Origin of the sequence: Streptomyces sp. 7N604 (assembly GCF_052245475.1) — a bacterium.
GTDB lineage: Bacteria > Actinomycetota > Actinomycetes > Streptomycetales > Streptomycetaceae > Streptomyces.
In genome coordinates this window covers 1-23723 of record NZ_JBQQBX010000029.1, presented here as the reverse complement: position 1 = coordinate 23723, position 23723 = coordinate 1, and the positions used below count along the sequence as shown (strand labels likewise).

Sequence of the window (23723 nt, the reverse complement as noted above, 5' to 3'; positions counted from 1 at the left end):
CCACTCTGTCTGCCGCATACGGGCAGCCGATTGGGCCGTTGGAATGCCCGTATCGTGTGGCGTAAGGGCCCGTATCGTGTAGCGCAGGAGCCCGCGGCGGTTGGCCGATGGACCGGGCCCGCCTTCTCGGCTCCGACCGGTGCCCCACGAGGCCGAAGTGAAAGGCGAACACAGGCGGGTTGTCGTATTCCCCACAGTCGGCGGGTCGCCCTCGGCAAATCGTTGGGCGGCCATTTGGGCCGTCCCTAAGATGCGCTCATGCACATAGCCAGCTGTTCACGTATCTCGCTACTGCACGGCCGGGCGAAGGAGCTTGAAGAGCTCGACCGACTCCTGGACTTGGCCCGTAAGGGGCGCGGAGGGTCGTTGGTCCTGCTCGGGGAAACGGGAATCGGAAAGACCGCCCTGTTGAAACAACTCCTGGAGCGGTCGGCCGGCTTCCGGACCCTGGAAGCCTCCGGCGTCGAGTTCGAGGCCGAGTTCGCGTTCGCGGCACTGCACCAGCTCTGTGCACCCATGCTGGAGAGGATGGATAATCTTCAACAGCCGCAGCGCGAGGCCTTGTCCGTGGCATTCGGGCAGACATGCGGCACTGTCCCGGACCAGTTCCGGCTGGGCCTTGGAGTGCTGAACCTGCTTGCCGAGACCGCGGCGGAGCAACCCCTCCTCTGTGTCATCGATGACGCACAGTGGCTCGACCAGGCATCGGCTCAGGCCCTCGGCTTCGTCGCCCGGCGGATCGAGGCCGAACCGATCGTCCTGGTCATCGCCCACCGTGACGAGGCCGGGGACGCGTTCACGGGACTTGCGACCCTACGGGTCGAGGGCCTGGCCGATGCACCCGCCCGGGAGCTTCTGGCCTCGGAGTTCCGTGCTCCGCTGGACGCGGGGGTACGTGAGCGGATCCTCGCCGAGGCACACGGCAATCCGCTGGCACTTCTCGAACTGCCCAAGAGCATGGGACCGGCGCAGTTGGCGGGCGGCTTCGGGCTGCCCGACACCATGCCGGTGCCGAGCAGGATCGAGAACAGCTACCGCGAGCGCCTTCAGAGCCTGCCGGTCCGCACCGAGGAGCTCCTGGTGGTCGTGGCCGCCGAGCCGACCGGGGACCCGGCCCTGCTGTGGCGAGCGGCCGAGGTGCTGGACATCGAGGCCACGGCGGCGGCACCCGCTGAAGCCGCCGGCCTCATCGAGTTGGGCACCCGCATCCACTTCCGGCATCCGCTCGTGCGATCGGCGGCCTACCGAGCCGCCTCCATCGAGGACCGGCGCCGGGCGCACCATGCCCTCGCCGAAGCCACCGATCCCGCCCACGACCCGGACCGCAGAGCGTGGCACCGCGCGCAGGCGACGCCAGGACCGGACGAGGACATCGGCGACGCACTCGTACGCTCCGCGGATCGTGCGCATGCCCGCGGGGGCATCGCGGCAGAGGCGGCCTTCCTGGAGCGCTCGGCCGCGCTCACTGCGCACCCGGGCCGACGGGCCGCACGGACACTCGCTGCAGCACGGGCCAAACTCGAAGTCGGCGCGGTGGACAACGCTGTCAGTCTCCTGAGCACGGTCGAGAACAGTCCCCTCAGCGTGCGTCAGCGAGCCCAAGTCGACCTGTTGCGCGGCCAGATGGCGTTCAGCCTGGAGCGTGGCAGTGAGGCTCCCCTGTTGCTGCTCCGGGCGGCCGAACGGGTCGCACAGCTCGACCCCGCGCTGGCGCGTGAGTACTACCTGGACGCGGTCGAGGCGGGGATGCTCGTCGGCCGGGTCGGGGACGGGATGATGACCACCCTTCGCGCGGCCCTCGCGGCGCCGCCTGCGCCTGTGCCGCCGCGTGCCGTGGATCTGGTGCTGGACGCCGTGCTGGACTTGTTCACCGGCGACTACCAGAGGGGCGTGTCGAAGCTCGAGCCGATCATCGACGATGCCGACGCGGACGTCTGGGTGCGCCGACCGTGGCTCGGCTCACTGCTGGCCATGGAACTGTGGAACTTGGACGCGTACATGCGGATCGCCGCCCGGCAGGTGGAGACGGCGCGCGCCGCAGGCTCGCTCCTCGCACTCCCCATCGGCCTGGCCACGCTGGCCGGCGCTTCGGTGCGGGCCGGCGATGTTCCGGGCGCGCTGTCGGCGCTGGGCGAGATGGAGGCGCTCGTCGAGGTGACCGGCGTGACCCGGCTCACATACGCCTGCGCGCAGCTCACGGCGTTGCGCGCGGAGCCCGGGGCGGCCGAGCGGATCCGTGCGATGGCGCACGGGGCGAACCAGCGCGGCGATGGGCTGCAGGTCGCCTTCTGCATGTGGGCGACCGCCCTGCTCCACAACGGCAGAGCCGAATACGCGGCCGCGCTGGCGGCCGCACGGACGGCGAGCGCCTATGGGGACCCGGCCGTCACTGGCCTTGCGCTGGCCGAGCTGGTCGAGGCGGCCGTTCGGTGCGGCGAACGTGATGCTGCGGTCGCGGCCCACCAGGCCCTCAGGACTCGTACATCCACGGTCCGGACCGAGTGGGGCGAGGGCGTCGAGCAGTGCGCCGCTGCACTCATCGCCGAGGACGACCGGGCCGACGCTCACTACCACGAGGCCATCAAGCGGCTCGGCGACAGCCGCGACCGCACCTGGCACGCCCGGGCACAGTTGCTCTACGGCGAGTGGCTGCGCAGACACGGCAGACGACGAGAGGCTCGCACTCACCTACGCAGTGCCCACGAGCTGTTCGACTCGATGAGGGCCGAGGCGTTCGCCGACCGGGCCGCCGCCGAGTTGCGCGCGACAGGCGAGAAGGCCAGGCGGCGCACCCCTGACAAACTGGAACAGCTGACTCCGCGCGAGCTCACCATCGCTCGCCTCGTGGCCACGGGTGCGACGAGCAAGGAGATCGGTACCCGGCTCTTTCTGAGCCCGCGCACGATCGATGCCCACCTGCGCAGCATCTTCAAGAAACTCGGTGTCACCTCGCGCAGGCAGTTGAAGGACCTGTACCAGCCGGAAAACGCGTCGTCGCCCCTGCTCGACGCGGCCGCCCCACCCCGGGGCGCCCCAAGCCCCGCGCGTTAGACGAGGGTTCAGTAGGCGACTTTCGCCGATGCAAGCAGGCATCAAGAGTTGAGAGTTTCGGCCCCGGGCCTGCCGGTCGACGGCGGTGGCACCGCGAAGCTCCACTGACAGCGGCCGACGTCACCACCGTCCATTCCGGCGGCTCGAACCCTCACCGACCGCAGCGCAGAGGGGGAAGACCCGCGCGATCAGTCGCCACGGTTCCTCGGGCCGCTGACAGCATGGGACATACAGGATCATCAGTGCACGAGACATCGCGGTGCGGTCGGAAGACACGGAAGGTCGATAGATGCAACCCGTGCCCAACTCCACCGTTCACTTCAGGAATCCGGGCCGACTGAACAGCAGAGGTCTGACGATCACCCTGGACCACTCGGCGAGCCGACCGCTGTTGCGGAATGTGCGCATTGCCGGAATGGTGCCGCCGATGCTCGAGGGGTGGGGCTCGTCCGAAGCGTATCTTCAACTCCTCAACAGCTCAGTGCCCTTTGTGATCCTGGACGTGCCACACCCTCGTTGGCTGCCGGATCTCGGTCGGCGGACCAGCGTTCTGAGCAGGCTCTCACCGGTGATCGCGCTCGTACCGAGCGGTGCCGACGCTTTGGGGCTGCTCAGGGCCGGCGCAGCGAATGTCCTCGAACGGAACATGCCGATCCGGGAGCTGACCGCCCGACTGACCGCTGAACAGCGCTGGTTCACGGCCACTCCGGCGGACCCGTCACCGGATCCACCCGGCCCGCCGGCGTGCGCGGGCCCGTTGCACAGCGCCGCGGGTCCGTTGCACAGTACGCAGCGGCTTCTGCTGCGTCTGCTGGTCCGGGACCGTCGGCCGTGGTGCTGCCACGATCTCCGCCTCTTGCTGGGCACGTCCGACCAGCCACTGCGGCGGCCCACGCTGCGAGCTCGGCTCGTCCGGCTCGAACCGTACCTGGCCCGTATGGGACTGACCCTGCGCCGCAGCGGCAGCTGGGGGCGCATCGCGTACCAGGCTGCCGAAGCGGTCCCTTCTCCCAGGCCGTGCGGCCAACGACGAGCCTGAGCACCTGCCACGCTGCCGTGAGTTTCACCCCCGCGGGTCACGCGGGGGTGGGGCTCACAGGGGGACTCACACAAGCGGGTCAGTGACCTCAGCCTGAGGATGACCCCAGGTCACTGCTCGCGGACCACGTTCGCGACGCCCTTCTTGATGTCCACGGCCACCGTCACACCGCCCTTCTTGGCGGCTGCTTCCAGCTCCTCGACCGTGCACTCGTCGGCGACATGTCCTTCTCCGTCACCGCAGATGTCGCCTGCGCCCCAGACCTCGGTGTCCTCAGCGACATAGAAAGGACGGCCGTCGACCTCGAGCTTGCCGGGCGCCATATAGGTCAGGGTGCCGGTGACCGTGCCGTCCGCGCGGTTGTCCGCGGTCGCGTCGTTGCCGCCGTCCGCCCCGCTGGCCTGGCCGCGGTCGGTCCCGGCGGGGTTCTCGGAAGAGTCGGTGCCGCCATCGGCGCCGGCGACGTGCCCCTCGTCCACCTCGGACGGGTTGTCACTCCTGTATTGATCGGTGACCTTGACGGCCGTGCCCTTCTGGATCTCCACTTCGGCTTCCGCACCGCCCTTCTTGGCGGCTGCTTCCAGCTCCTCGGCCGTGCACTCGTCGAGGGCCTGTCCCGCCGGGTCACCGCAGATGAGGCCGGAACCCCAGATCTCGGTGTCCTCAGCGACGTAGAAAGGACGGCCGTCGACCTCGAGCTTGCCGGGCGCCATATAGGTCAGGGTGCCGGTGACCACGCCGTCCGCTCGGCTGTCCGACTCCGGCGAGTCGACGCTGGAGGCCGCGGCCTTTGACGTGCCGGCCGCGTCGGGCTCGTCGCTGAAGGGGTTGCATCCGGTGAGGAGCACCCCGCTGACGACCAGAGCGGCGAGTCCGGCGATCTTACGGGAGCGGTTGAGTGACATGGTGGTGTGCCCTTTCGGCGTTGTCCTTGGCGAATTCACCTCCGAAACGGCATTCCAGAGACAGCGGGTTCACGGGGCAGGTCCCTTGTTGCCAGCCCCTGATGAACGGAACAGGCCTGTTACGTGAGGGGGCGCAAGCCCGGGCTGCGCCCCCCAAACAAGTCGGCCCGGCGGCAAGCTCTCTTGGAGCCGACCGCCGGGCCGGTGCCGGTCTTGGGGGGATGACTGATCCGGCATCTACTCAACGGCGGTGCGGGCACGAAGGTTCACATCGTCCAGCCCTTCGTGCCATTCCCTGCTCCGGTCAGCCCGCGGGGCCCAGCACCAGCCACTGCGCCGGAAGATCGATCCGCGTGCCGTCCGCGAGGTACTCGGTCTGCGGCAGCACCGTGGCACCCTGCGCCAGCACCGTCAGCCCCGCCTCCCGCAACAGCCGCTCCACCTCCGAGTCGTCGGCGTCGGCCGGTTTGAGCCCGTGCGTGAAGACCTTGCTGAGCTTCGGCGGCGGACCGCCGGGCGACTGCACCGCCTTCTGGAGCACCGCGCGCGACCCCGAGGTCAGCTCCGCCACGAAGGCCCGCCCGGCCGATCCCACCAGCGCCGCCACCGCTGCCGCGACACGCGCCCGGTCCTGCGGCTCGCTCTGGTGGATGACGGCGCGCATATAGACGTTGACGTCGCCGAGCCGCTCGTGCAGCTCCCGTATGCCGTCCGCGTCCGTGAGGCTGAGCTGCCGGAACTCCGCGACGCCTTCGGTGTCGGCGCGGAGCGCGTGCTCGATCGCCGTGTGCGAGAGGTCCACCCCGATCGCCCGCGGAAAGCGGGTGGCGAGGTAGCGGGTCTGCGTGCCGTTCCCGCAGCCCAGGTCGACAACGGGCAGCGAGGCGACGGCGTGCGGCGCGAAGAGCTCCATGTGCGGGATCGCGGTGAGGCTCGGTTCGGAGTCCCAGATCGCCTCGCCCGAGGCACTGGAGGTGTCCTTCCAGTAGCCCTCCCAGGCGTCCCTGTACTGCTGCGACACGCTCATAGTGCGCTCCCCACGATCCGCTGACGGACTGTCAAGATCTTCTACTGCCAGGGCAGGGGGCCCGGCAAGGGGCAGTAGCGATCCTTCACCGGCTGTTCGAGCCGGCACGCGTCGCAGGCCTCGCCGGGCGCGGCAGCGACTGCTCGAACCACACCGTCTTGCCGCGCGCCGATGAGCTGGTCCCCCACTCCCGCGTCAGCGAGCCGAGCACCCGCAGCCCGCGCCCGTACCCGTCCTCGCGGTCCGCGTCGAGCAGCACGGGCAGTGCGCGGTCGTCGTCCGACACTTCCCACAGGAGCGCGTCCGTCCGTACGACCCGCAGCTCGACCTGCTCGGTGTAGGCGTGCCGCACCGCGTTGGTGACGGCCTCGCTGACCAGCAGCTCGGCGGTGTCGACGGCCTCCTCCAGGCCCCAGTCGGTGAGCCGCTCGCGGACCATCCGCCGGGCCCGGCCCACCTCCCGCGGGTCTGTGCCCAGCCGCCAGGCGGCCACCTGCTCGCGCGGGATCCCGTTCAGCCGGGCCATGAGCAGGGCGACGTCGTCCTTGCGGCCGCCCTGGCCCTCGTCCCAGGAAGAAGCGGCGAGCGCGCGGATGATGGTGTCGCAGGCGGCGTCCATGGAGGCCGCGGGGTGCGCCGCGGACTCGCACAGGGCCGCGAGCCCCGCCCCGATGTCCTGACCCCGCACCTCCACCAGCCCGTCCGTGCACAGGATGAGCCGGTCGCCGGGCGCCACCCGCACCTTCGCCGTCCCGAACGCCACTCCCCCGACCCCGATCGGAGCACCCGTGGGCACCTCGAGCAGCTCGCTGCGCCCGTCCCCCGCCCGTACGAGTACGGGTGGGATGTGCCCGGCGTTGGAGATCAGCAGCTCGGAGCGGATCGGGTCGTAGACCGCGTAGAGGCAGGTGGCGAGGTAGTGCTCGCCGAGCCGCTGCGCCAGGTCGTCGAGGTTGCGCAGCAGCTGGGCGGGCGGCAGGTCGAGTGCGGCCATCGTCTGCACGGCGGTGCGCAACTGGCCCATCATGGCGGCCGCGTTGAGGCCGTGGCCCATGACGTCGCCGACGACGAGCGCGGTGCGCGAGCCGGGCAGCTTGATGGTGTCGAACCAGTCGCCGCCCACGCGTCCGAGCCGTGTCCCCGGCAGGTAGCGGGTGGCGGTGTCGCAGCCCGGCAGGCGCGGGGCGACCTGCGGCAGCATGCTGTCCTGGAGCGTCTCGGCGACGTTCTCCTGGTGCGTGTACATGCGCGCGTTGTCGAGCACCAGCCCGGCGCGGGCGGCGAGTTCGGCGCCGGTCGTACGGTCCATGTCGTTGAACGGCTCGCGGTCGGCCCGGCGCAGCAGCACCATGAAGCCGAGGACGACATCGCGGGCCTTGAGGGGCACGATCAGGATCGACCGCCCGTTGATCAGCGGCCGCAGGTCCCGCTTCTCGAACTGGCCGGAGATCCTTGCACCCAGCTCGTCGCTGATCCGCGGGATGAGCACCGGCTCGCCGGTGACCATGCACTGGAAGAACGGCGTGTGCTCGGGGAAGGCGATGGCCTCCCCGACCGGCACGGTGTCGTCCCAGCGGCCCGGTTCGTCGTTGTGCTCCACCCAGACGCGGTGCCAGATGGTGGTGACGTCCGGCACGCCGTCGGGGAACTCCTCACCCGCCAGCACCTGGGCACGCAGATGCGTGCCTGCGAAGTCGGCGAAGCGGGGGACGGCCGCGCTGGTGACCTCGCGGATCGTCCTGGCCAGGTCGAGGGAGGAGCCTATGCCGCTGCTCACCTCGTTGAGGAACTCCAGCCGCTCGCGCACCGCCGCGTACTCGAGGTCCTCCTCGGAGCCGGTGTCCGAGCCGGGCGACAGCGGTACGAAGGCGGCGGGGTCGCCACCCTGCGGCCTGCGCGGGCGCCCGGCACGCCGCGGGACGCCCCAGTCGGGGGTGACGGGCACCCGGTCGTGGCGGCTGAACTCCAGTACGGGATAGCCGAGTTCCAGGACCTGCGCGGCGATCCGGGTGCCCTGGGCGACGCTCATGCTGGGGAAGATCTCCGACAGTCTGCCGGCGAGTTCGTCCGCGCCGGGGAACTCCGTGTGCAGCGCGAAGCCGGGTGCGATGCTCTCGCCGGGGCAGCACTCCTCGGCTTCCGGGCTATCGTGGTACGGCCCGCCGGGCCCGCACAGCCCGCGGGTCCCGGCGGCGAGCACGAGCAGCCGTTCGGGGCCGGGGCCGATCAGCGGGTACGCCCACCACAGCACGTCCAGTGACTCCTCGCCCACGCGCGCGGAGGGGCCGGCGCCGGTGTCGGAGATCCGGGCCCGGCCCGCGGCGGGGTACGACATCCGGCCGCTGAGCGAGTCCCCCAACCCGGGCCCGGCCCCCTCCTCGTACGAGGCGAAGCCGCCCTGCTCGGCGTCGAGGGCGCCGGAGACGGGCAGGAGATCCGCGGCGGGCACGCCGACGGCTTCCTCACGGGTGCTGCCGAAGAGCCTCCGCGCGCCTGAACTCCAGTGCGAGACGAGGCCGTTGGTGTCCACGACGACGACAGCGAGCGGGATTTTTCCGGACAGGGCTCTCGGCTGCGGCGGACCGGCCGGTGCCTGCGACGGAATGCCACTGTCCATAGCCGGGAGGCTCCTTCCCTGCCGCATGATCCGCGGCACCGTCACCACGGTACGGGTGAGTAAGGGTGCAGCGCGTGCCGTTTGCGCAAGTCGCGCAGGCCGCCTTGGATCTCCTCAGTCCTCTCCGTCCCCTCCGTCCTCTCAGGCTTTCTCAGTCCTCGTGGCCGAGCAGGAGGTCCCGCTCCGTGCGGCCGCCGCCCGCGACCTGAAGGACCGTGGCCACCGCGGATAGCCCGCGGCGATCACCGTGTACTCACCTGCCGACAGGTCAACGAAGAGGAAAATGCCATCAGTTCCCGTCATCAGGGTGTCGACGACATTGCCCGCCGCGTCGAGCAACGTGACCCGGGCGTCCTCGACCGGGCGCCCGCCGTGCGCCCGTACGGTGCCACGCAGCACCGCGCCGCCCGCGAGTTCGATGTCCTGGCGGGTTTCGCGGGAGGGCTGGACGGTGACGGGCCGGGCGGCCGGGCGGTGCCGCCCCAACTCGTCAGCAGTACCAGGCAGGTGGAGGACGCCGCCAGGAGGAGCGCGCCGAGCACGTCGAGCCGGGGCCTGACGGCGGGCCTGGGCAGCCTGAGGACGAGTGCGATGACCGCCATCGCGGCGAGGGCGAGGGGCACGCTGAAGTAGAAGCACCAGCGCCAGGAGGCGTGGTCGGTGAAGAAGCCGCCGAGCAGCGGGCCCGCGACCGAGGCGAGGCCGAACGCGGCGCCGATGAGGCCCATGTAGCGGCCACGCGCGCGTGGCGGGACGATGTCGGCGATGATCGCCCACGTACCGCTCCCCTCGTCGCTCCTGCACCCGCCGCCCATTTCTCGCATTACGCGACAACAGCGAGCAAGCGCGGCGAATTTGACGGGAGGGGTACGGGAAGGAACGCCAACTACGTTGCCTGGGGCGCCTTTCGGGCGCTCATCAGGGACTTTCGCACCAGCCGGGCACCCACGGCTTACGCCGGAACCGCCGGGAAAACCACTCGATCCGGTGAGCATCACGAAGCCCCGGACTGCCTGCGTCCGGGGCTTCGTGATGCTCACTGAGACCGAGGCCCCACCGAGACCGAGGCCGTATTGATGCCGACGACATCGAGACCGACGGCTTACTTCTCCACCTCGGCGGCGAGCTTGGCGAGCACCGCGTCGTAGATCCTGCCGAGCCCCTTGGGCGCGAAGGTCTTCTCGAAGAAGCCGCCGATGCCGCCCGCGCCGTTCCAGACAGTGGTGACGACGACCTTCGCCCTGCCCTCCCCCGCCGGGGTCACGGTCCAGGTGGTGACCATGGAGGAGTTGCGGTCCTTCTCGACGAGTTGCCCGGCGGTCGGCTGGGAGACCTCGAGCAGGCAGTCGCGGATCCGCTTGCTGGTGGCCTGGAGCTTCCAGTGCACCAGGGTGCCCTCGCCCTCGCCGCCCTCGCGCACCTCGTACTCGCTGAAGTGCTCGGGGAGCAGCTTGGCGCGGGTGCCGGAGTAGTCGGAGAGCGCGCGGAACACCGTCTCGGGATCCGCCGCGACGATCCGCTCCGTCGTGGCCTCTACCTGCGCCATCGTTCTTCCTTCCGTCGACTCGCAAGTCCTTGTGACCCGCGGTGCGTCCTGCCCGCCAAGCCAACCACCGGCGCTGCCCCGGCCCAAATCGGGGGCCCCGCGTGAGCCGTTACGGGATACCGTCTGGCGCCATTCGAATAAGTGTTCTAGCGTGACGGGTGTGCAAGGAACGGCTTGCGAGGAAGAGGGAGGCGCCATGCGCTGGGACGGTCTGGCGGCGGGCGACGCGACCACGGCGGCGCCCGCGCTCTTCGGCACCGACGCGGTGACCCGTACCTTCGACACCCCCGAGTTCCGCGGGATCACGTTCCACGAGATCCGTGCGCGGACGATCGTGAACCGGGTGCCCGGCGCCTCCCGGATGCCATTCGAGTGGACGATCAACCCGTACCGCGGCTGCACGCACGCGTGCGTCTACTGCTTCGCCCGCAAGACGCACAGCTATCTGGACCTCGACACCGGGACCGGCTTCGACTCCCAGATCGTCGTCAAGGTCAACGCCCCCGAGCTGCTGCGCCGCGAACTGGCCTCCCGCCGGTGGCAGGGCGAACACATCGCGATGGGCACGAACGTCGACTGCTACCAGCGGGCCGAGGGCCGCTACCGGCTGATGCCGGGCATCCTCGCCGCACTGCGCGACTACGCGAACCCGTTCTCGATCCTCACCAAGGGGACGCTGATCCTCCGCGACCTCGAACTGCTGCGCCAGGCCGCCGCGGTGACCGAGGTCGGCGTGTCCGTCTCGGTGGGCTTCCTGGACGGCGGGCTGTGGCGCACGGTCGAGCCGGGCACGCCGTCGCCCGAGCGCCGCCTGGAGGTCTGCCGCGTCCTGACCGACAACGACATCCCGTGCGGCGTCCTGATGGCGCCGGTCATCCCCTTCCTCAGCGACTCGCCCGAGCAGCTGCGCGCGACGGTCCGGGCCATCGCGGCCGCAGGCGCCACGTCGGTGACACCGCTGGCGCTCCATCTGCGGCCCGGGGCGCGGGAGTGGTTCATGGCCTGGCTGGCGCAGCACCATCCGTATCTCGTACGGCGCTACGAGACGATGTACGGGGGCGGGGCGTATGCCCCGAAGTGGTACCAGCGGCAGATCACCCGCCAAGTCCACGAGTACGCGACCGAGTTCGGCATCGGGCCCTCCCGCCCCGGCGCCGCCCGCCGCATCCCGCAACCGCCCGACCCCGACCCGGTCCTCCCGCCCCCGACCCAACTGACGCTGCTCTGAACGCAGTCACCACTGACGCTGCTCTGAGCGCGGTCAGCGTCCGCCCGGCAGCCGGGCCAGGGCAGCGGCGGCCGCCGCTGCCAGGCGCGGGTGGTCGCGGGCGGCCGTCAGCGAAGGGATCGCTCGCGGGTCGCCGAGAGCGCCCAGGCCCTCGACGCAGGCGAGGGCCACCTGCCAGTACGGTCCCCCGTCCGCCAGCAGCCGCTCCAGGGTGGCCATGAGCGCGGGCACCGACTCCGGCGCGCGCAGCTCGGTCAGCAGCCGGACCGGGTAGAGGGCGTACGCGGTGCGCAGCGGATTCGTGGCGAGGGCAGCAGCGGCCCGGGCCGTACGCGGGTCGCCGAGCCGGGCCAGCGCGTGGGCAGCCGTGGCGCAGCGAGGCGGATCCCGGTGGTTGAGCAGCAGCACCAGCGTCTCGAACGCCCGCCGGTCCCCGGCACACCCCAGCGCGAAGGCCGCGATCTCCCGCGCCCACAGCGGCCACCCGGACTCGGCGAGCACACGTGCCAGCTCGCCACAGCAAGCCGCGTGACTTCCCCCCGCGCAGCTGCCCCCCGCGGAGCTACTCCTCACACATCCGTTCCCCGCGGATCCGTTCCTCGCAGGCCCCTCCCCCACAGATTCGTTCACCACGGATCCGCCCTCCACAAGCGCGGCCAGTCGTTCGTACTCCGCCCCCTCCCCCCGTCTCGCGGCCTCCCCCCGCGCCCGCTCCGCCAGCGACCGGAATGCGTCTTCCGTCCCCATGCCGTGCCCCTCACCCGCTTCCATGCAGTCCTCCTCCCCCGCGTGGCCTGCGCCACAGCCGACCGCGCCCAAGTTCCTCTGGCGGATTTGGTTACCCACGGGTTAAGCTCCTGGTACGAGCACACCCGCTCGGGCGGCCTGGTGACGCAGCCGCCTCGTGCAGTCGGTTCTGCACACACAACACGCACGCAGTACGGCATGGCCTCGGGACAGGGCCGGCCGCCTTTCTCGCCGGGCATCGCTGCCCGCCGTGCAGCCCCACATCAGGCAACCCCCTTCCGCGGTGAGCGCGTTCGCGCAGCCGGACCCTATCCGCACCCGGAAAACCCCTCAGTCGTCACTCTCCCCGCGGCCGCGGTGCCCGGGGAACACCCTCAGGAGTCCCGCGATGGTTCGTCCGTCCACCCCGGATCCCGCCTCCACTCCCTCCACCCTCAGCACCGTCGCCGTCGTCGGCCTCGGCACGATGGGCACCGGCATCGCCGAGGTGCTGGCCCGCGCAGGCCGGGAGGTCATTGGGATCGACATCAGCGAGGCCGCAGCCATGCAGGCCGCGACCGCCCTGGAAGCCTCGACGGCCCGCGCCGTGGAGCGCGAGCGGCTCACCGAGCAGGAGCGGCAGGATGTCCTCGCCCGCTTCCGTACGTTCACCGACCTCCAGGCGGCGGCCGACGCCGACCTGGTCATCGAGGTCGTGCCCGAGCACTACGAGCTCAAGCACGAGGTGTTCGCGGCGCTCGACTCCATCGTCCGGCCCGACACCATCCTGGCGACCGGCACCAACGCGCTCTCCGTGACCCGCCTCGCCGCCGACTCCGCCCGGCCGGAACGGGTCCTGGGCCTGCACTTCTTCAACCCCGCGCCCGCCATGCGGCTGGTCGAGGTGGTCTCCTCGGTGCTCACCGCGCCCGCCGCCGTCACCGCGGTCACCGCGCTGGCCCGCGAACTGGGCAAGGAGCCGGTGGCGGTCGGCGACCGGCCCGGCTTCGTGGCGGACGGACTGCTCTTCGGCTACCTCAACCAGGCCGCCGCGATGTACGAGGCGAAGTACGCCACCCGCGAGGACATCGACGCCGCGATGCGGCTCGGCTGCGGCCTGCCGATGGGCCCGCTGGCCCTGCTCGACCTGATCGGGATCGACACCGCCCGCACCGTCCTGGAGGCGATGTACGCGGCGTCCGGTGACCGTCTGAACGCCCCGGCCCCGATCCTCAAGCAGCTCAGCGAGGCCGGGCTGACCGGCCGCAAGTCGGGCCGCGGCTTCTACACGTACGAGGCGCCGGGCAGCGCGACCGTCGTGCCGGACGCCGAGACCCCGGTCGAGGCCGGTGCCGCCGCGCGCAGCCGTACGGTCACCGCCGTCGGCGTCGCGGGCTCCGGCACCATGGCGAGCGGCATCGCGGAGGTCTTCGCCAAGGCCGGCTACGACGTGGTGCTCGCCGCCCGCAGCCAGGAGAAGGCGGACACGGCGAAGGCCCGTATCGCCAAGTCGCTGGCCAGGTCGGTCGAGAAGGGGCGACTGTCGGAGGAGGCCAAGGACGTGGCGCTGGGCCGGATCACGCCCGCGGGCTCGCTCGACGCCTTCGCGGACGTGGACCTGGCCGTCGAGGCGGTGGCCGAGGACCTGGAGGTCAAGCAGCAGCTCTTCGGCACGCTCGACAAGGTCTGCAAGCCGGGCGCCGTGCTCGCCACGACGACCTCCTCCCTGCCCGTCATCGCCTGCGCCCGCGCCACTTCGCGGCCCCAGGACGTGATCGGGATGCACTTCTTCAACCCGGCGCCCGCGATGAAGCTGGTCGAGGTGGTCCGTACGGTCCTCACCGCGGACGACGTCCACGCCACCGTCCGCGAGGTGTGCGCTGCGGTCCGCAAGCACCCGGTGGACTGCGGCGACCGGGCCGGTTTCATCGTCAACGCGCTGCTGTTCCCGTACCTCAACAACGCGGTGAAGATGGTGCAGGAGCACTACGCGTCGCTGGACGACATCGACGCCGCCATGAAGCTCGGCGGCGGCTACCCGATGGGCCCGTTCGAGCTGCTCGACGTGGTCGGCCTGGACGTCTCGCTCGCCATCGAGCAGGTGCTGCACCGCGAGTTCCGCGACCCGGGCCTTGCGCCCGCGCCACTGCTCGAGCACCTGGTCGCGGCGGGCTGCCTGGGCCGTAAGACGGGGCGCGGCTTCCGCGAGTATGCCCGGCGTTGAGGGGGACGCGGCGTGGGGCGGTCTGCTGGACCCCGTTGGCAGTCCGCCCCCGCACGGCGAAAGCGCATCGTGTTACGTTCCCCACATGTCCCAGCCCGTTAAGTCCCCTCGTACCCCTCCTGTGGAGCCCTCGGAGAGCCCGGGCAGCCGCCGCGCAGCCGCCCAGCGGCTGACCATGCGCCGCAAGTTGGCGGCCGCGGCGATGGAGCTCTTCGCGACGAAGGGGTACGAGGCGACGACGGTGGACGAGATCGCCGCCGCGGCAGGGGTCGCGCGGCGGACCTTCTTCCGGCACTTCCGCTCCAAGGAAGAGGCGATCTTCCCCGACCACGACGACACGCTCGTCCGGGCCGAGGCGGTACTGGAGGCGGCCCCGCCCCATGAGCATCCGCTGGACACGGTCTGCCGGGGCATCAAGGAGGTCATGCGGATGTACGCGGCCTCGCCCGCGGTGTCGGTGGAGCGGTACCGGCTGACCCGCGAGGTGCCCACCCTGCGGGAGCGCGAAATCGCCTCCGTCGCGCGCTACGAGCGGCTGTTCACCCGCTATCTGCTGGGCCACTTCGACGAGCGCGCGCACCGCGACGGCGACGACGACCCGCTGCTCGCCGAGGTCGCGGCCTCCGCGGTGGTCACGGCGCACAACCACGTGCTGCGGCGCTGGCTGCGCAGCGGCGGACAGGGGGATGTGGAGACCCAGCTCGACCACGCCTTCGAGATCGTCCGGGACACCTTCGGGACCGGGATAGGCGCGGGCCGGCCCACGGCGGACCGCGGGCCCGCGGCATCGGTGTCCGCGGAGGGCGAGGTGCTGGTGACGGTGGCCCGAACGGACGCCCCGCTGAGCGAGGTCATGCGCACCATCGAGCGGGCCCTGAAGGACAAGTGAGCTCGCAGCACGGGCGGGCGTGCGGTCCCGCCGGGCGGGATCCGGCCAAGCGGCTGACCGCGCTCACTCCGACGGCTCCGCTCGGCGCCGTCGCGGCAGGCATCGGCGCCCCGCCGCTGGAGAATACGCACTGACGGCACGCGATTCATCACTGTCGGCAACGGCCGCCCCGGGAGGGGCGGCCGTTGTTGCTCATAAGTACCTGCGGGATGACATCTGAGAGAAATTGTTGGCACGCAGTGTCTTGCCGAGTGGCACGGCGTGCCATACGTTGAAGGGGTCCGGGCGGCCGGGCGCGGAGTGAAGGCACCTGCGCCCGGCTGTCCCCGCAAGCCTATTGCGCGCCCGGACGCCTGCGTCACAGGCACATCCCCCGGACTCCGTCCGGCGGGACCCACCGCGGCCACCCCGCGCAGCCAAGCAACACCTTGCGCCGAACCGACGGCACGCAGCACCAACCGTCAAAGACCCCAGCGTTCCCTCAAGCGTTCCGCAACGCTTCGCCGGAGGCCCACCATGAACAAGATCCTGGACGCAATCCTCTCGCCCGACAGCACCGCTGCCGACTTCGCCGCCCTGCCGCTCCCCGAGTCGTACCGGGCGGTCACGGTCCACAAGGACGAGGCGGAGATGTTCGCCGGAGTCGAGAGCCGGGACAAGGACCCACGCAAGTCCCTGCACGTGGACGACGTGCCGGTGCCCGAGCTCGGCCCCGGCGAGGCCCTCGTCGCCGTGATGGCCAGCTCGGTCAACTACAACTCCGTGTGGACGTCGATCTTCGAGCCGCTGCCGACCTTCGGCTTCCTCGAGCGCTACGGAAAGCTGTCGCCGCTCACCAAGCGTCACGACCTCCCGTACCACATCATCGGCTCCGACCTCTCGGGCGTCGTGCTGCGCACCGGGCCCGGCGTCAACGCCTGGCAGCCCGGCGACGAGGTCGTCGCGCACTGCCTGTCGGTGGAGCTGGAGTCCGCGGACGGCCACAACGACACGATGCTCGACCCCGAGCAGCGGATCTGGGGCTTCGAGACCAACTTCGGCGGCCTGGCGGAGATCGCGCTCGTCAAGTCCAACCAGCTCATGCCCAAGCCCAAGCACCTGAGCTGGGAGGAGTCGGCGGCCCCCGGCCTGGTCAACTCCACCGCCTACCGGCAGCTCGTCTCCCGCAACGGCGCCGGGATGAAGCAGGGCGACAACGTTCTGATCTGGGGCGCGAGCGGCGGACTCGGCAGTTACGCGACGCAGTTCGCGCTGGCCGGCGGCGCCACCCCGATCTGTGTCGTCTCCAGCGAGGACAAGGCGGAGATCTGCCGGAAGATGGGCGCCGAGGCGATCATCGACCGGAAGGCCGAGGGCTACAAGTTCTGGAAGGACGAGCACAACCAGGACCCGAAGGAGTGGAAGCGCTTCGGCAAGCGCATCCGCGAGCTGACCGGCGGCGAGGACGTGGACATCGTCTTCGAGCACCCGGGCCGCGAGACCTTCGGCGCGTCCGTGTACGTCACGCGCAAGGGCGGCACGATCGTCACATGCGCCTCGACCTCCGGCTACAACCACGAGTACGACAACCGCTACCTGTGGATGTCGCTGAAGCGGATCGTCGGCTCCCACTTCGCCAACTACCGCGAGGCGTGGGAGGCCAATCGCCTGATCGCCAAGGGCAAGATCCACCCGACGCTGTCCAGGACGTACACCCTGGACGAGACCGGCCAGGCCGCGTACGACGTGCACCGCAACCTCCACCAGGGCAAGGTGGGCGTGCTGTGCCTGGCCCCGCAGGAGGGCATGGGCGTGCGCGACGAGGAGATGCGCGCGAAGCACATCGATGCCATCAACCGCTTCCGGAATGTGTGAGCGAGCCGCATGACTGAGCGTCAGAAGGATCGTCCGTGGCTGATGCGGACGTACGCCGGGCACTCCACGGCCGAGGCGTCCAACGAGCTGTACCGGCGCAACCTCGCCAAGGGCCAGACCGGCCTGTCGGTCGCGTTCGACCTCCCGACGCAGACCGGCTACGACCCCGACCACATCCTCGCCCGCGGCGAGGTCGGCCGGGTCGGGGTCCCGGTCTCCCATCTCGGTGACATGCGGCGGCTGTTCCAGGACATCCCCCTGGAGCAGATGAACACCTCGATGACCATCAACGCCACCGCCATGTGGCTGCTGGCCCTCTACCAGGTGGTCGCCGAGGAGCAGGGCGCCGACATCACCAAGCTGTCGGGGACGACGCAGAACGACATCGTCAAGGAGTACCTGTCGCGCGGGACGCACGTCTTCCCGCCCGGCCCGTCCTTGCGCCTGACCACCGACATGATCGCGTACACGGTCGCCCACATCCCCAAGTGGAACCCGATCAATATCTGCAGCTACCACCTGCAGGAGGCCGGGGCCACGCCGGTGCAGGAGATCTCGTACGCGATGTCGACCGCCATCGCGGTGCTGGACGCCGTACGGGACTCCGGGCAGGTCCCGCAGGAGAAGTTCGGGGACGTCGTCGCCCGGATCTCCTTCTTCGTGAACGCGGGCGTCCGCTTCATCGAGGAGATGTGCAAGATGCGCGCCTTCGGCCGCATCTGGGACCAGGTCACCCGCGAGCGCTACGGCGTCGAGAACCCCAAGCACCGCCGCTTCCGCTACGGCGTCCAGGTCAACTCCCTCGGCCTGACCGAGGCCCAGCCGGAGAACAACGTCCAGCGGATCGTCCTGGAGATGTTGGCCGTCACCCTCTCCAAGGACGCACGCGCGCGTGCCGTCCAGCTCCCGGCCTGGAACGAGGCGCTGGGTCTGCCCCGGCCCTGGGACCAGCAGTGGTCCCTGCGCATACAGCAGGTCCTGGCCCACGAGTCCGACCTGCTCGAGTACGACGACATCTTCGCGGGCTCGCACGTCATCGAGGCCAAGGTCGACGCGCTGGTCGAGGAGTGCCTGACCGAGATCGACCGGATCCAGGAGATGGGCGGCGCCATGGCGGCCGTCGAGTCCGGCTACCTCAAGGCCCAGCTGGTCTCCTCGCACGCCGAGCGCCGGGCGCGCATCGAGTCCGGCGAGGAGAAGATCGTCGGTGTGAACTGCTTCGAGTCGACCGAGCCCAACCCGCTCACCGCCGACCTCGACACCGCGATCATGACGGTCGATCCGGCGAACGAGGCCGGGGTCGTGACCGCCCTGCACGCATGGCGCGACAACCGCGACGAGGGACGCGCGCAGGAGGCCCTCTCGGCGCTCAAGGCCGCGGCCGCGGGTGACACCAACCTCTTCGCCCCCACCCTCGAATGCGCCCGCGCGGGCGTGACGACCGGCGAGTGGGCCTGGGCCCTGCGGGACGTCTTCGGCGAGTTCCGGGCTCCTACGGGCGTCAGCAGCGCGCCGCTCGCGGTCGCGGCCGAGGAGGGCAGCCCGCTCGCCTCCGTCCGCGAGAAGGTCGCCAGGACGGCTGACGAGCTGGGCAGCGGCAAGCTGCGCCTGCTGGTCGGCAAGCCCGGCCTCGACGGGCACTCCAACGGCGCCGAGCAGATCGCCGTACGGGCCCGGGACGCCGGGTTCGAGGTGATCTACCAGGGCATCCGGCTGACGCCGGACCAGATCGTCTCGGCGGCCGTCGCCGAGGACGTGCACTGCGTCGGCCTGTCGATCCTCTCCGGCTCGCACGCCGAGCTCGTGCCGGACGTACTGGAGCGGCTGCGTCAGTCCGGCGCCGGGGACATCCCGGTCATCGTCGGTGGAATCATCCCCTCCGCCGACGCCGAGGCGCTCCGCGCGGCCGGAGTCGCGGCCGTCTTCACCCCGAAGGACTTCGGTATCACGGAGATCATCGGCCGTATCGTCGACGAGATCCGTACAGCGAACAAGCTCGACCCCCTGGAGGTCCCCGCATGACCAGCCCCGTCAACCGCCTGCGGCCGCGCCGCTCCTGCCTCGCCGTGCCGGGCAGCAACCCGCGCTTCCTGGAGAAGGCGCAGGGCCTCCCCGCCGACCAGGTCTTCCTGGACCTGGAGGACGCGTGCGCCCCGCTCGCCAAGCCGGAGGCGCGGCACACCATCGTGAAGTTCCTCAACGAGGGCGACTGGACGGGCAAGACGAGGGTCGTGCGTGTCAACGACTGGACGACGGAGTGGACGTACCGCGATGTCGTGACCGTCGTCGAGGGCGCCGGCCCGAACCTCGACTGCATCATGCTGCCGAAGGTCCAGGACGCCGAGCAGATCGTCGCGCTCGACCTCCTGCTCACCCAGATCGAGAAGACGATGGGCTTCGAGGTCGGCAAGATCGGCATCGAGGCACAGATCGAGAACGCCAAGGGGCTGGTGAACGTCGACGCGATCGCGGCCGCCTCGCAGCGCGTCGAGACGATCATCTTCGGCCCGGCCGACTTCATGGCATCCATCAACATGAAGTCGCTGGTCGTAGGCGAGCAGCCGCCGGGCTACCCGGCGGACGCCTACCACTACATCCTGATGCGCATCCTGATGGCGGCCCGCACGCACAACCTCCAGGCGATCGACGGCCCCTACCTGCAGATCAAGAACGTCGACGGCTACAAGGCGGTGGCCCAGCGCGCCGCGGCCCTCGGCTTCGACGGCAAGTGGGTCCTGCACCCGGGCCAGGTCGAGGCGGCCAACGAGATCTTCTCGCCCTCGCAGGAGGACTTCGACCACGCCGAGCTGATCCTGGACGCGTACGAGTACTACACGTCCGAGGCCGGCGGGAAGAAGGGCTCCGCGATGCTCGGCGACGAGATGATCGACGAGGCGAGCCGCAAGATGGCACTGGTCATCTCCGGCAAGGGCCGCGCCGCCGGCATGCAGCGCACCAGCAAGTTCGAGATCCCGGAGGCCTGAGCACCATGCAGTTCGGACGCACCTACGAGGAGTTCGAGGTCGGGGCCGTCTACAAGCACTGGCCCGGGAAGACGGTCACCGAGTACGACGACCACCTCTTCTGTCTGCTGACGATGAACCACCATCCGCTGCACATGGATGTGAACTACGCGGAGAAGACCACCGATTTCGGCAAGAACGTCGTGGTCGGGAACTACATCTACTCGCTTCTGCTGGGCATGTCCGTGCCGGATGTGTCCGGCAAGGCCATCGCCAACCTGGAGATCGAGTCGCTGAGGCACGTGGCGCCGACCTTCCACGGCGACACGATCTACGGCGAGACGACCGTGCTCGACAAGACGCCGTCAAAGTCCAAGAGTGACCGCGGAATCGTCTATGTCGAGACCAAGGGATACAAGCAGGACGGCACGCTGGTCTGCGTGTTCCGCCGCAAGGTGATGGTCCCCACCGAGACGTACATCAAGGAGCGCGGCGGCGAGCAGCCCGGCCGCCCGGAGCTGCCGGACACTTCGAAGAACCCCCAGGAGAAGTAGAGATGAGCCGCCTCGCGCAGACCCACGGGCTGACGGACATCCAGCAGGAGATCCTGTCCACCGTCCGTGGCTTTGTCGACAAGGAGATCCTGCCGGTCGCGACCGAGCTGGAGCACCGCGACGAGTACCCCGCCCAGATCGTCGAAGGCCTGAAGGAACTCGGCCTCTTCGGGCTGATGATCCCCGAGGAGTACGGCGGCCTCGGCGAGTCCCTGCTGACGTACGCGCTGTGCGTGGAGGAGATCGCCCGTGGCTGGATGAGCGTCTCGGGCATCATCAACACCCACTTCATCGTGGCGTACATGCTCAAGCAGCACGGCACGCAGGAGCAGAAGGACTACTTCCTGCCGAAGATGGCGCTCGGCGAGGTGCGCGGCGCCTTCTCGATGTCGGAGCCGGCCCTCGGCTCGGATGTGTCGGCCATCACATCCAAGGGCGTCAAGGACGGCGACGAGTACGTCCTGAACGGCCAGAAGATGTGGCTGACCAACGGCGGCTCGTCGACGCTGGTGGCGGTGTTGTGCCGGACGGACGAGGGGCTCCCCGAGGGCACGCCGCCGCACAAGTCGATGACGACCTTCCTGGTCGAGAAGGAGCCGGGCTTCGGCGAGGTCCGGCCGGGTCTCACCATCCCCGGGAAAATCGAGAAGATGGGCTACAAGGGGGTTGACACCACCGAGCTCATCATGGATGGTCTGCGAATCCCAGAAAACCGGGTGCTTGGCGGGCAAACCGGACGTGGTTTCTATCACATGATGGACGGCGTCGAGGTCGGCCGTGTCAACGTCGCCGCGCGAGGCTGCGGTGTCGCCCAGCGCGCCTTCGAGCTGGGAGTTTCGTACGCCCAGCAGCGTCACACCTTCGGCAAGCCGATCGCCCAGCACCAGGCCATTCAGTTCAAGCTGGCCGAGATGGCTACCAAGGTCGAGGCGGCCCATGCCATGATGGTGAACGCAGCACGCAAAAAGGACTCCGGGGAGCGTAACGACCTCGAGGCAGGAATGGCGAAGTACCTCGCCTCCGAGTACTGCAAAGAGGTCGTGGAAGACGCGTTCCGAATCCACGGCGGCTACGGCTTCTCCAAGGAGTACGAGATCGAGCGCCTCTACCGCGAGGCACCGATGCTGCTCATCGGTGAAGGTACCGCCGAGATTCAGAAAATGATCATTGGTCGCCGGCTGCTCGAGGAATACCGATTCCAGGGATAGTTGTCCGCTTTGGGGCAATACCTTCGGGAAGATCTAGAACAAGATCACACCCGGATTTCGGTCTTCGGGCACCGACTCGGCTGCTGGCTTGCCCAGTTGCCACGCGTTACCGATAGCATCCCGGAAAGCCGCCGTCCCCCATTGCAGCGCGGCATCATCCGCTACGAAGGTCATCCATGCCCCACAGCCAATCCTCTGCACCACGCGGCCGGGTCCGCCTCGCGCGCGGAGCATCGCCGTGGCTCCTCCCGACCGTGGCCACCGCGGCCCTCAGCCTCTCCCGGGCCCGCCGCTCGGGACGCTGGGCCGCCCTCGCTGTGCCCACCACCGCGCTCGCGGCGGGCATGCTGTGGTTCTTCCGCGACCCCGAGCGCGAGATCACCCAGGGCCGGGTGATCTCGCCGGCCGACGGTGTGGTGCAGAGCATCATGCCGTGGAAGGACGGACGTACCCGCGTCGCGATCTTCATGAGTCCGCTGAACGTCCACGTCAACCGCGCGCCGCTGGCCGGCACGGTGACGTCCGTCGAGCACATCCCCGGCGGTTTCGTTCCGGCGTTCAACAAGGAGAGCGAGAACAACGAGCGGGTCGTCTGGCACTTCGACACCGAGCTCGGCGACATCGAGATGGTGCAGATCGCCGGTGCCGTGGCCCGGCGGATCGTGCCGTACGTGCCGCAGGGTACGAAGGTGGAGCAGGGCGAGCGGATCGGCCTGATCCGGTTCGGCTCCCGCGTCGACATCTACCTCCCGGCCGGTGTCGACGTGGCGGTCGATGTCGGGCAGCCCACGATCGCGGGGGTGACTCGCCTTGACCGTGATTGATCCCGAGCCTCAGGCGCAGCCTTCCGGCGCCTGGGTTCCCGAGGTCGAGGCGGACTCCGACGAGATGGACGACATGCCGCTGTCCACGCGGCTGTCGATAGCGGACACCCTCACCCTGGGCAACGCCACCTGCGGCTTCATGGCCGTGTACTTCACCACCACCGGCGTCCTCATCCCGCACCTCACAGGCAGTGAGGACGGCGGCATGGCGCGGCACAGCGCGGCCACGGCCGTGATGCTGATGCTGCTGGCTTCGGTCTTCGACCTCTTCGACGGGCTCGTGGCGCGCAAGCTGCGCAGCTCGGCGATGGGCGCGGAGCTGGACAACCTGTCCGACCTGATCAGCTTCGGGCTCGCGCCCGCGTACTTCGTACTGGTCTGGGGCATGGTCGCCGACGACGCGCACCAGCGGGTTTCGGCGCTGGCCGCGATCGTGGTGCTGCTGGCGGTGGTGCTGCGGCTTGCGAGATTCTCGTGTGTCACGCTGCGTGACGGCATCTTCCAGGGGATGCCGAGCCCCTTCGGGGCGCTGACGGTCGTCTCGATCGTGCTGCTGGAGCTGCCCTTCATCCCGACGCTGCTGGCGATCATCGGGGTGGCGTGGCTGATGGTGAGCCGGGTCGAGTACCCGAAGCCGCGGGGGCGGCTCGCGGTGGCGATGCTCGGCTGGATCGTGCTCAGCATGGGCATGCTGGCCGCCTGGGCCTTCGACGCGCCGGGCGGACAGCTGCTGCTGCAGACGGGCTGCGCCCTGCAGCTGGTGATGGGCGCGGTGATCCCGCTGTTCGCCACGGCCCGCCGGGTGAACACGTTCCGCGACAACCGCCGTGAGGCACGGGCAGCGCAGCTGCCGTAGCCCGCTCCGCGGCGGAAAGCGAGCAACGAGGGGCCCCGAGCCAAAGGCTCGGGGCCCCTCGCTTCGGGGGCCACGGTTCCGCAGCGCGGAACAGGTGGCCTTACCGCCCGGGCCACCGGTTTGTGGCATGCGTTCCGCAGGGCGGAACGGCGGCCCAAACCGGCCTGGTCACCGGTTTGTGGGGACGTGTTTCGCGGGGCGGGAAGGGGGGG

General features: G+C 69.9%; 17 protein-coding genes and 2 pseudogenes. 12 read left to right on the top strand and 7 right to left on the bottom strand.

The genetic code is table 11. From position 1 onward, the window contains the following. Positions 1–258 precede the first annotated feature (258 nt). Positions 259–3051 (top strand): AAA family ATPase, encoded by a 2793-nt coding sequence (locus ACTWP8_RS28580; protein ID WP_443324981.1) that lies wholly within the window; start codon positions 259–261, stop codon positions 3049–3051. Positions 3052–4200: 1149 nt separating this feature from the next. On the opposite strand, the gene ACTWP8_RS28575 is transcribed toward ACTWP8_RS28580, so the two are convergent. The 6 genes and pseudogenes from ACTWP8_RS28575 to ACTWP8_RS28550 all read right to left on the bottom strand — a co-directional run bounded on the left by ACTWP8_RS28575 (position 4201) and on the right by ACTWP8_RS28550 (position 10185). Next, positions 4201–4995 (bottom strand): hypothetical protein, encoded by a 795-nt coding sequence (locus ACTWP8_RS28575; RefSeq protein WP_443324980.1) that lies wholly within the window; start codon positions 4993–4995, stop codon positions 4201–4203. A 304-nt stretch (positions 4996–5299) separates the two neighbouring features. After that, a complete protein-coding gene (locus ACTWP8_RS28570; RefSeq protein ID WP_443324979.1) occupies positions 5300–6022 on the bottom strand; it encodes a class I SAM-dependent methyltransferase in 723 nt (240 codons plus the stop codon). 85 nt (positions 6023–6107) lie between these two features. After that, entirely contained in the window at positions 6108–8639 is a 2532-nt protein-coding gene (locus tag ACTWP8_RS28565) for a SpoIIE family protein phosphatase (protein ID WP_443324978.1), read from the bottom strand. A 151-nt stretch (positions 8640–8790) separates the two neighbouring features. Beyond that, positions 8791–9113, bottom strand: a pseudogene (locus ACTWP8_RS28560) (carboxypeptidase-like regulatory domain-containing protein); the annotation flags it as partial. Next, positions 9113–9421, bottom strand: a pseudogene (locus ACTWP8_RS28555) (MFS transporter); the annotation flags it as partial. The pseudogenes ACTWP8_RS28555 and ACTWP8_RS28560, both read right to left, overlap by 1 nt. Positions 9422–9741: 320 nt before the next feature. Beyond that, entirely contained in the window at positions 9742–10185 is a 444-nt protein-coding gene (locus tag ACTWP8_RS28550) for an SRPBCC family protein (protein WP_443317026.1), read from the bottom strand. A 196-nt stretch (positions 10186–10381) separates the two neighbouring features. Here ACTWP8_RS28550 and ACTWP8_RS28545 point away from each other — a divergent pair, with 196 nt between their 5' ends. Further along, complete coding sequence (locus ACTWP8_RS28545) at positions 10382–11413, top strand: Rv2578c family radical SAM protein (RefSeq protein ID WP_443324977.1); 1032 nt, start codon at positions 10382–10384, stop codon at positions 11411–11413. Between the two features lie 33 nt (positions 11414–11446). On the opposite strand, the gene ACTWP8_RS28540 is transcribed toward ACTWP8_RS28545, so the two are convergent. Beyond that, positions 11447–12160: a HEAT repeat domain-containing protein gene (locus tag ACTWP8_RS28540; RefSeq protein ID WP_443325058.1), complete on the bottom strand. Its 714-nt coding sequence runs from the start codon at positions 12158–12160 to the stop codon at positions 11447–11449. 388 nt (positions 12161–12548) lie between these two features. On the opposite strand from ACTWP8_RS28540, the gene ACTWP8_RS28535 reads away from it, so the two are divergent. The 10 genes from ACTWP8_RS28535 (at position 12549) to pssA (ending at position 23511) form a co-directional block, all read left to right on the top strand. Next, on the top strand, positions 12549–14363 hold the full coding sequence (locus tag ACTWP8_RS28535; RefSeq protein ID WP_443324976.1) for a 3-hydroxyacyl-CoA dehydrogenase family protein: 1815 nt from the start codon (positions 12549–12551) through the stop codon (positions 14361–14363). A gap of 85 nt (positions 14364–14448) precedes the next feature. Next, entirely contained in the window at positions 14449–15252 is an 804-nt protein-coding gene (locus tag ACTWP8_RS28530; RefSeq protein WP_443324975.1) for a TetR family transcriptional regulator, read from the top strand. Continuing rightward, complete coding sequence (locus ACTWP8_RS28525) at positions 15249–15386, top strand: hypothetical protein (RefSeq protein ID WP_443317031.1); 138 nt, start codon at positions 15249–15251, stop codon at positions 15384–15386. The genes ACTWP8_RS28530 and ACTWP8_RS28525 overlap by 4 nt, the downstream gene beginning before the upstream one ends. 382 nt (positions 15387–15768) lie before the next feature. Beyond that, entirely contained in the window at positions 15769–17106 is a 1338-nt protein-coding gene (gene ccrA / locus ACTWP8_RS28520; RefSeq protein WP_443324974.1) for a crotonyl-CoA carboxylase/reductase, read from the top strand. Between the two features lie 9 nt (positions 17107–17115). Continuing rightward, entirely contained in the window at positions 17116–19128 is a 2013-nt protein-coding gene (locus ACTWP8_RS28515; RefSeq protein WP_443324973.1) for a protein meaA, read from the top strand. Beyond that, positions 19125–20090, top strand: coding sequence for an HpcH/HpaI aldolase/citrate lyase family protein (locus tag ACTWP8_RS28510; protein WP_443324972.1), 966 nt, complete (start codon positions 19125–19127; stop codon positions 20088–20090). Before ACTWP8_RS28515 ends, ACTWP8_RS28510 begins: the two co-directional genes overlap by 4 nt. Positions 20091–20095: 5 nt before the next feature. Further along, positions 20096–20623, top strand: a complete 528-nt coding sequence (locus ACTWP8_RS28505; protein WP_443317035.1) for a MaoC family dehydratase — start codon at positions 20096–20098, stop codon at positions 20621–20623. Between the two features lie 2 nt (positions 20624–20625). Then, a complete protein-coding gene (locus tag ACTWP8_RS28500) occupies positions 20626–21831 on the top strand; it encodes an acyl-CoA dehydrogenase family protein (RefSeq protein ID WP_443324971.1) in 1206 nt (401 codons plus the stop codon). Between the two features lie 176 nt (positions 21832–22007). After that, positions 22008–22655 carry a phosphatidylserine decarboxylase gene (locus ACTWP8_RS28495; RefSeq protein WP_443317037.1) on the top strand — a complete coding sequence of 216 codons (648 nt, stop codon included), beginning with the start codon at positions 22008–22010 and terminating at the stop codon, positions 22653–22655. Continuing rightward, on the top strand, positions 22642–23511 hold the full coding sequence (pssA, locus tag ACTWP8_RS28490) for a CDP-diacylglycerol--serine O-phosphatidyltransferase (protein WP_443324970.1): 870 nt from the start codon (positions 22642–22644) through the stop codon (positions 23509–23511). The genes ACTWP8_RS28495 and pssA overlap by 14 nt, the downstream gene beginning before the upstream one ends. Positions 23512–23723: the final 212 nt, after the last annotated feature.

Coding starts and splice junctions, on each gene's coding strand:
- ACTWP8_RS28530 (WP_443324975.1), top strand. CDS start 14,449: ATGTCCCAGCCCGTTAAGTCCCCTCGTACCCCTCCTGTGGAGCCCTCG.
- ACTWP8_RS28535 (WP_443324976.1), top strand. CDS start 12,549: ATGGTTCGTCCGTCCACCCCGGATCCCGCCTCCACTCCCTCCACCCTC.
- ccrA (WP_443324974.1), top strand. CDS start 15,769: ATGAACAAGATCCTGGACGCAATCCTCTCGCCCGACAGCACCGCTGCC.
- ACTWP8_RS28500 (WP_443324971.1), top strand. CDS start 20,626: ATGAGCCGCCTCGCGCAGACCCACGGGCTGACGGACATCCAGCAGGAG.
- ACTWP8_RS28575 (WP_443324980.1), bottom strand. CDS start 4,995: ATGTCACTCAACCGCTCCCGTAAGATCGCCGGACTCGCCGCTCTGGTC.
- ACTWP8_RS28580 (WP_443324981.1), top strand. CDS start 259: ATGCACATAGCCAGCTGTTCACGTATCTCGCTACTGCACGGCCGGGCG.
- ACTWP8_RS28505 (WP_443317035.1), top strand. CDS start 20,096: ATGCAGTTCGGACGCACCTACGAGGAGTTCGAGGTCGGGGCCGTCTAC.
- ACTWP8_RS28565 (WP_443324978.1), bottom strand. CDS start 8,639: ATGGACAGTGGCATTCCGTCGCAGGCACCGGCCGGTCCGCCGCAGCCG.
- ACTWP8_RS28550 (WP_443317026.1), bottom strand. CDS start 10,185: ATGGCGCAGGTAGAGGCCACGACGGAGCGGATCGTCGCGGCGGATCCC.
- ACTWP8_RS28510 (WP_443324972.1), top strand. CDS start 19,125: ATGACCAGCCCCGTCAACCGCCTGCGGCCGCGCCGCTCCTGCCTCGCC.
- ACTWP8_RS28545 (WP_443324977.1), top strand. CDS start 10,382: ATGCGCTGGGACGGTCTGGCGGCGGGCGACGCGACCACGGCGGCGCCC.
- ACTWP8_RS28540 (WP_443325058.1), bottom strand. CDS start 12,160: ATGGGGACGGAAGACGCATTCCGGTCGCTGGCGGAGCGGGCGCGGGGG.
- ACTWP8_RS28515 (WP_443324973.1), top strand. CDS start 17,116: ATGACTGAGCGTCAGAAGGATCGTCCGTGGCTGATGCGGACGTACGCC.
- ACTWP8_RS28570 (WP_443324979.1), bottom strand. CDS start 6,022: ATGAGCGTGTCGCAGCAGTACAGGGACGCCTGGGAGGGCTACTGGAAG.
- ACTWP8_RS28495 (WP_443317037.1), top strand. CDS start 22,008: ATGCCCCACAGCCAATCCTCTGCACCACGCGGCCGGGTCCGCCTCGCG.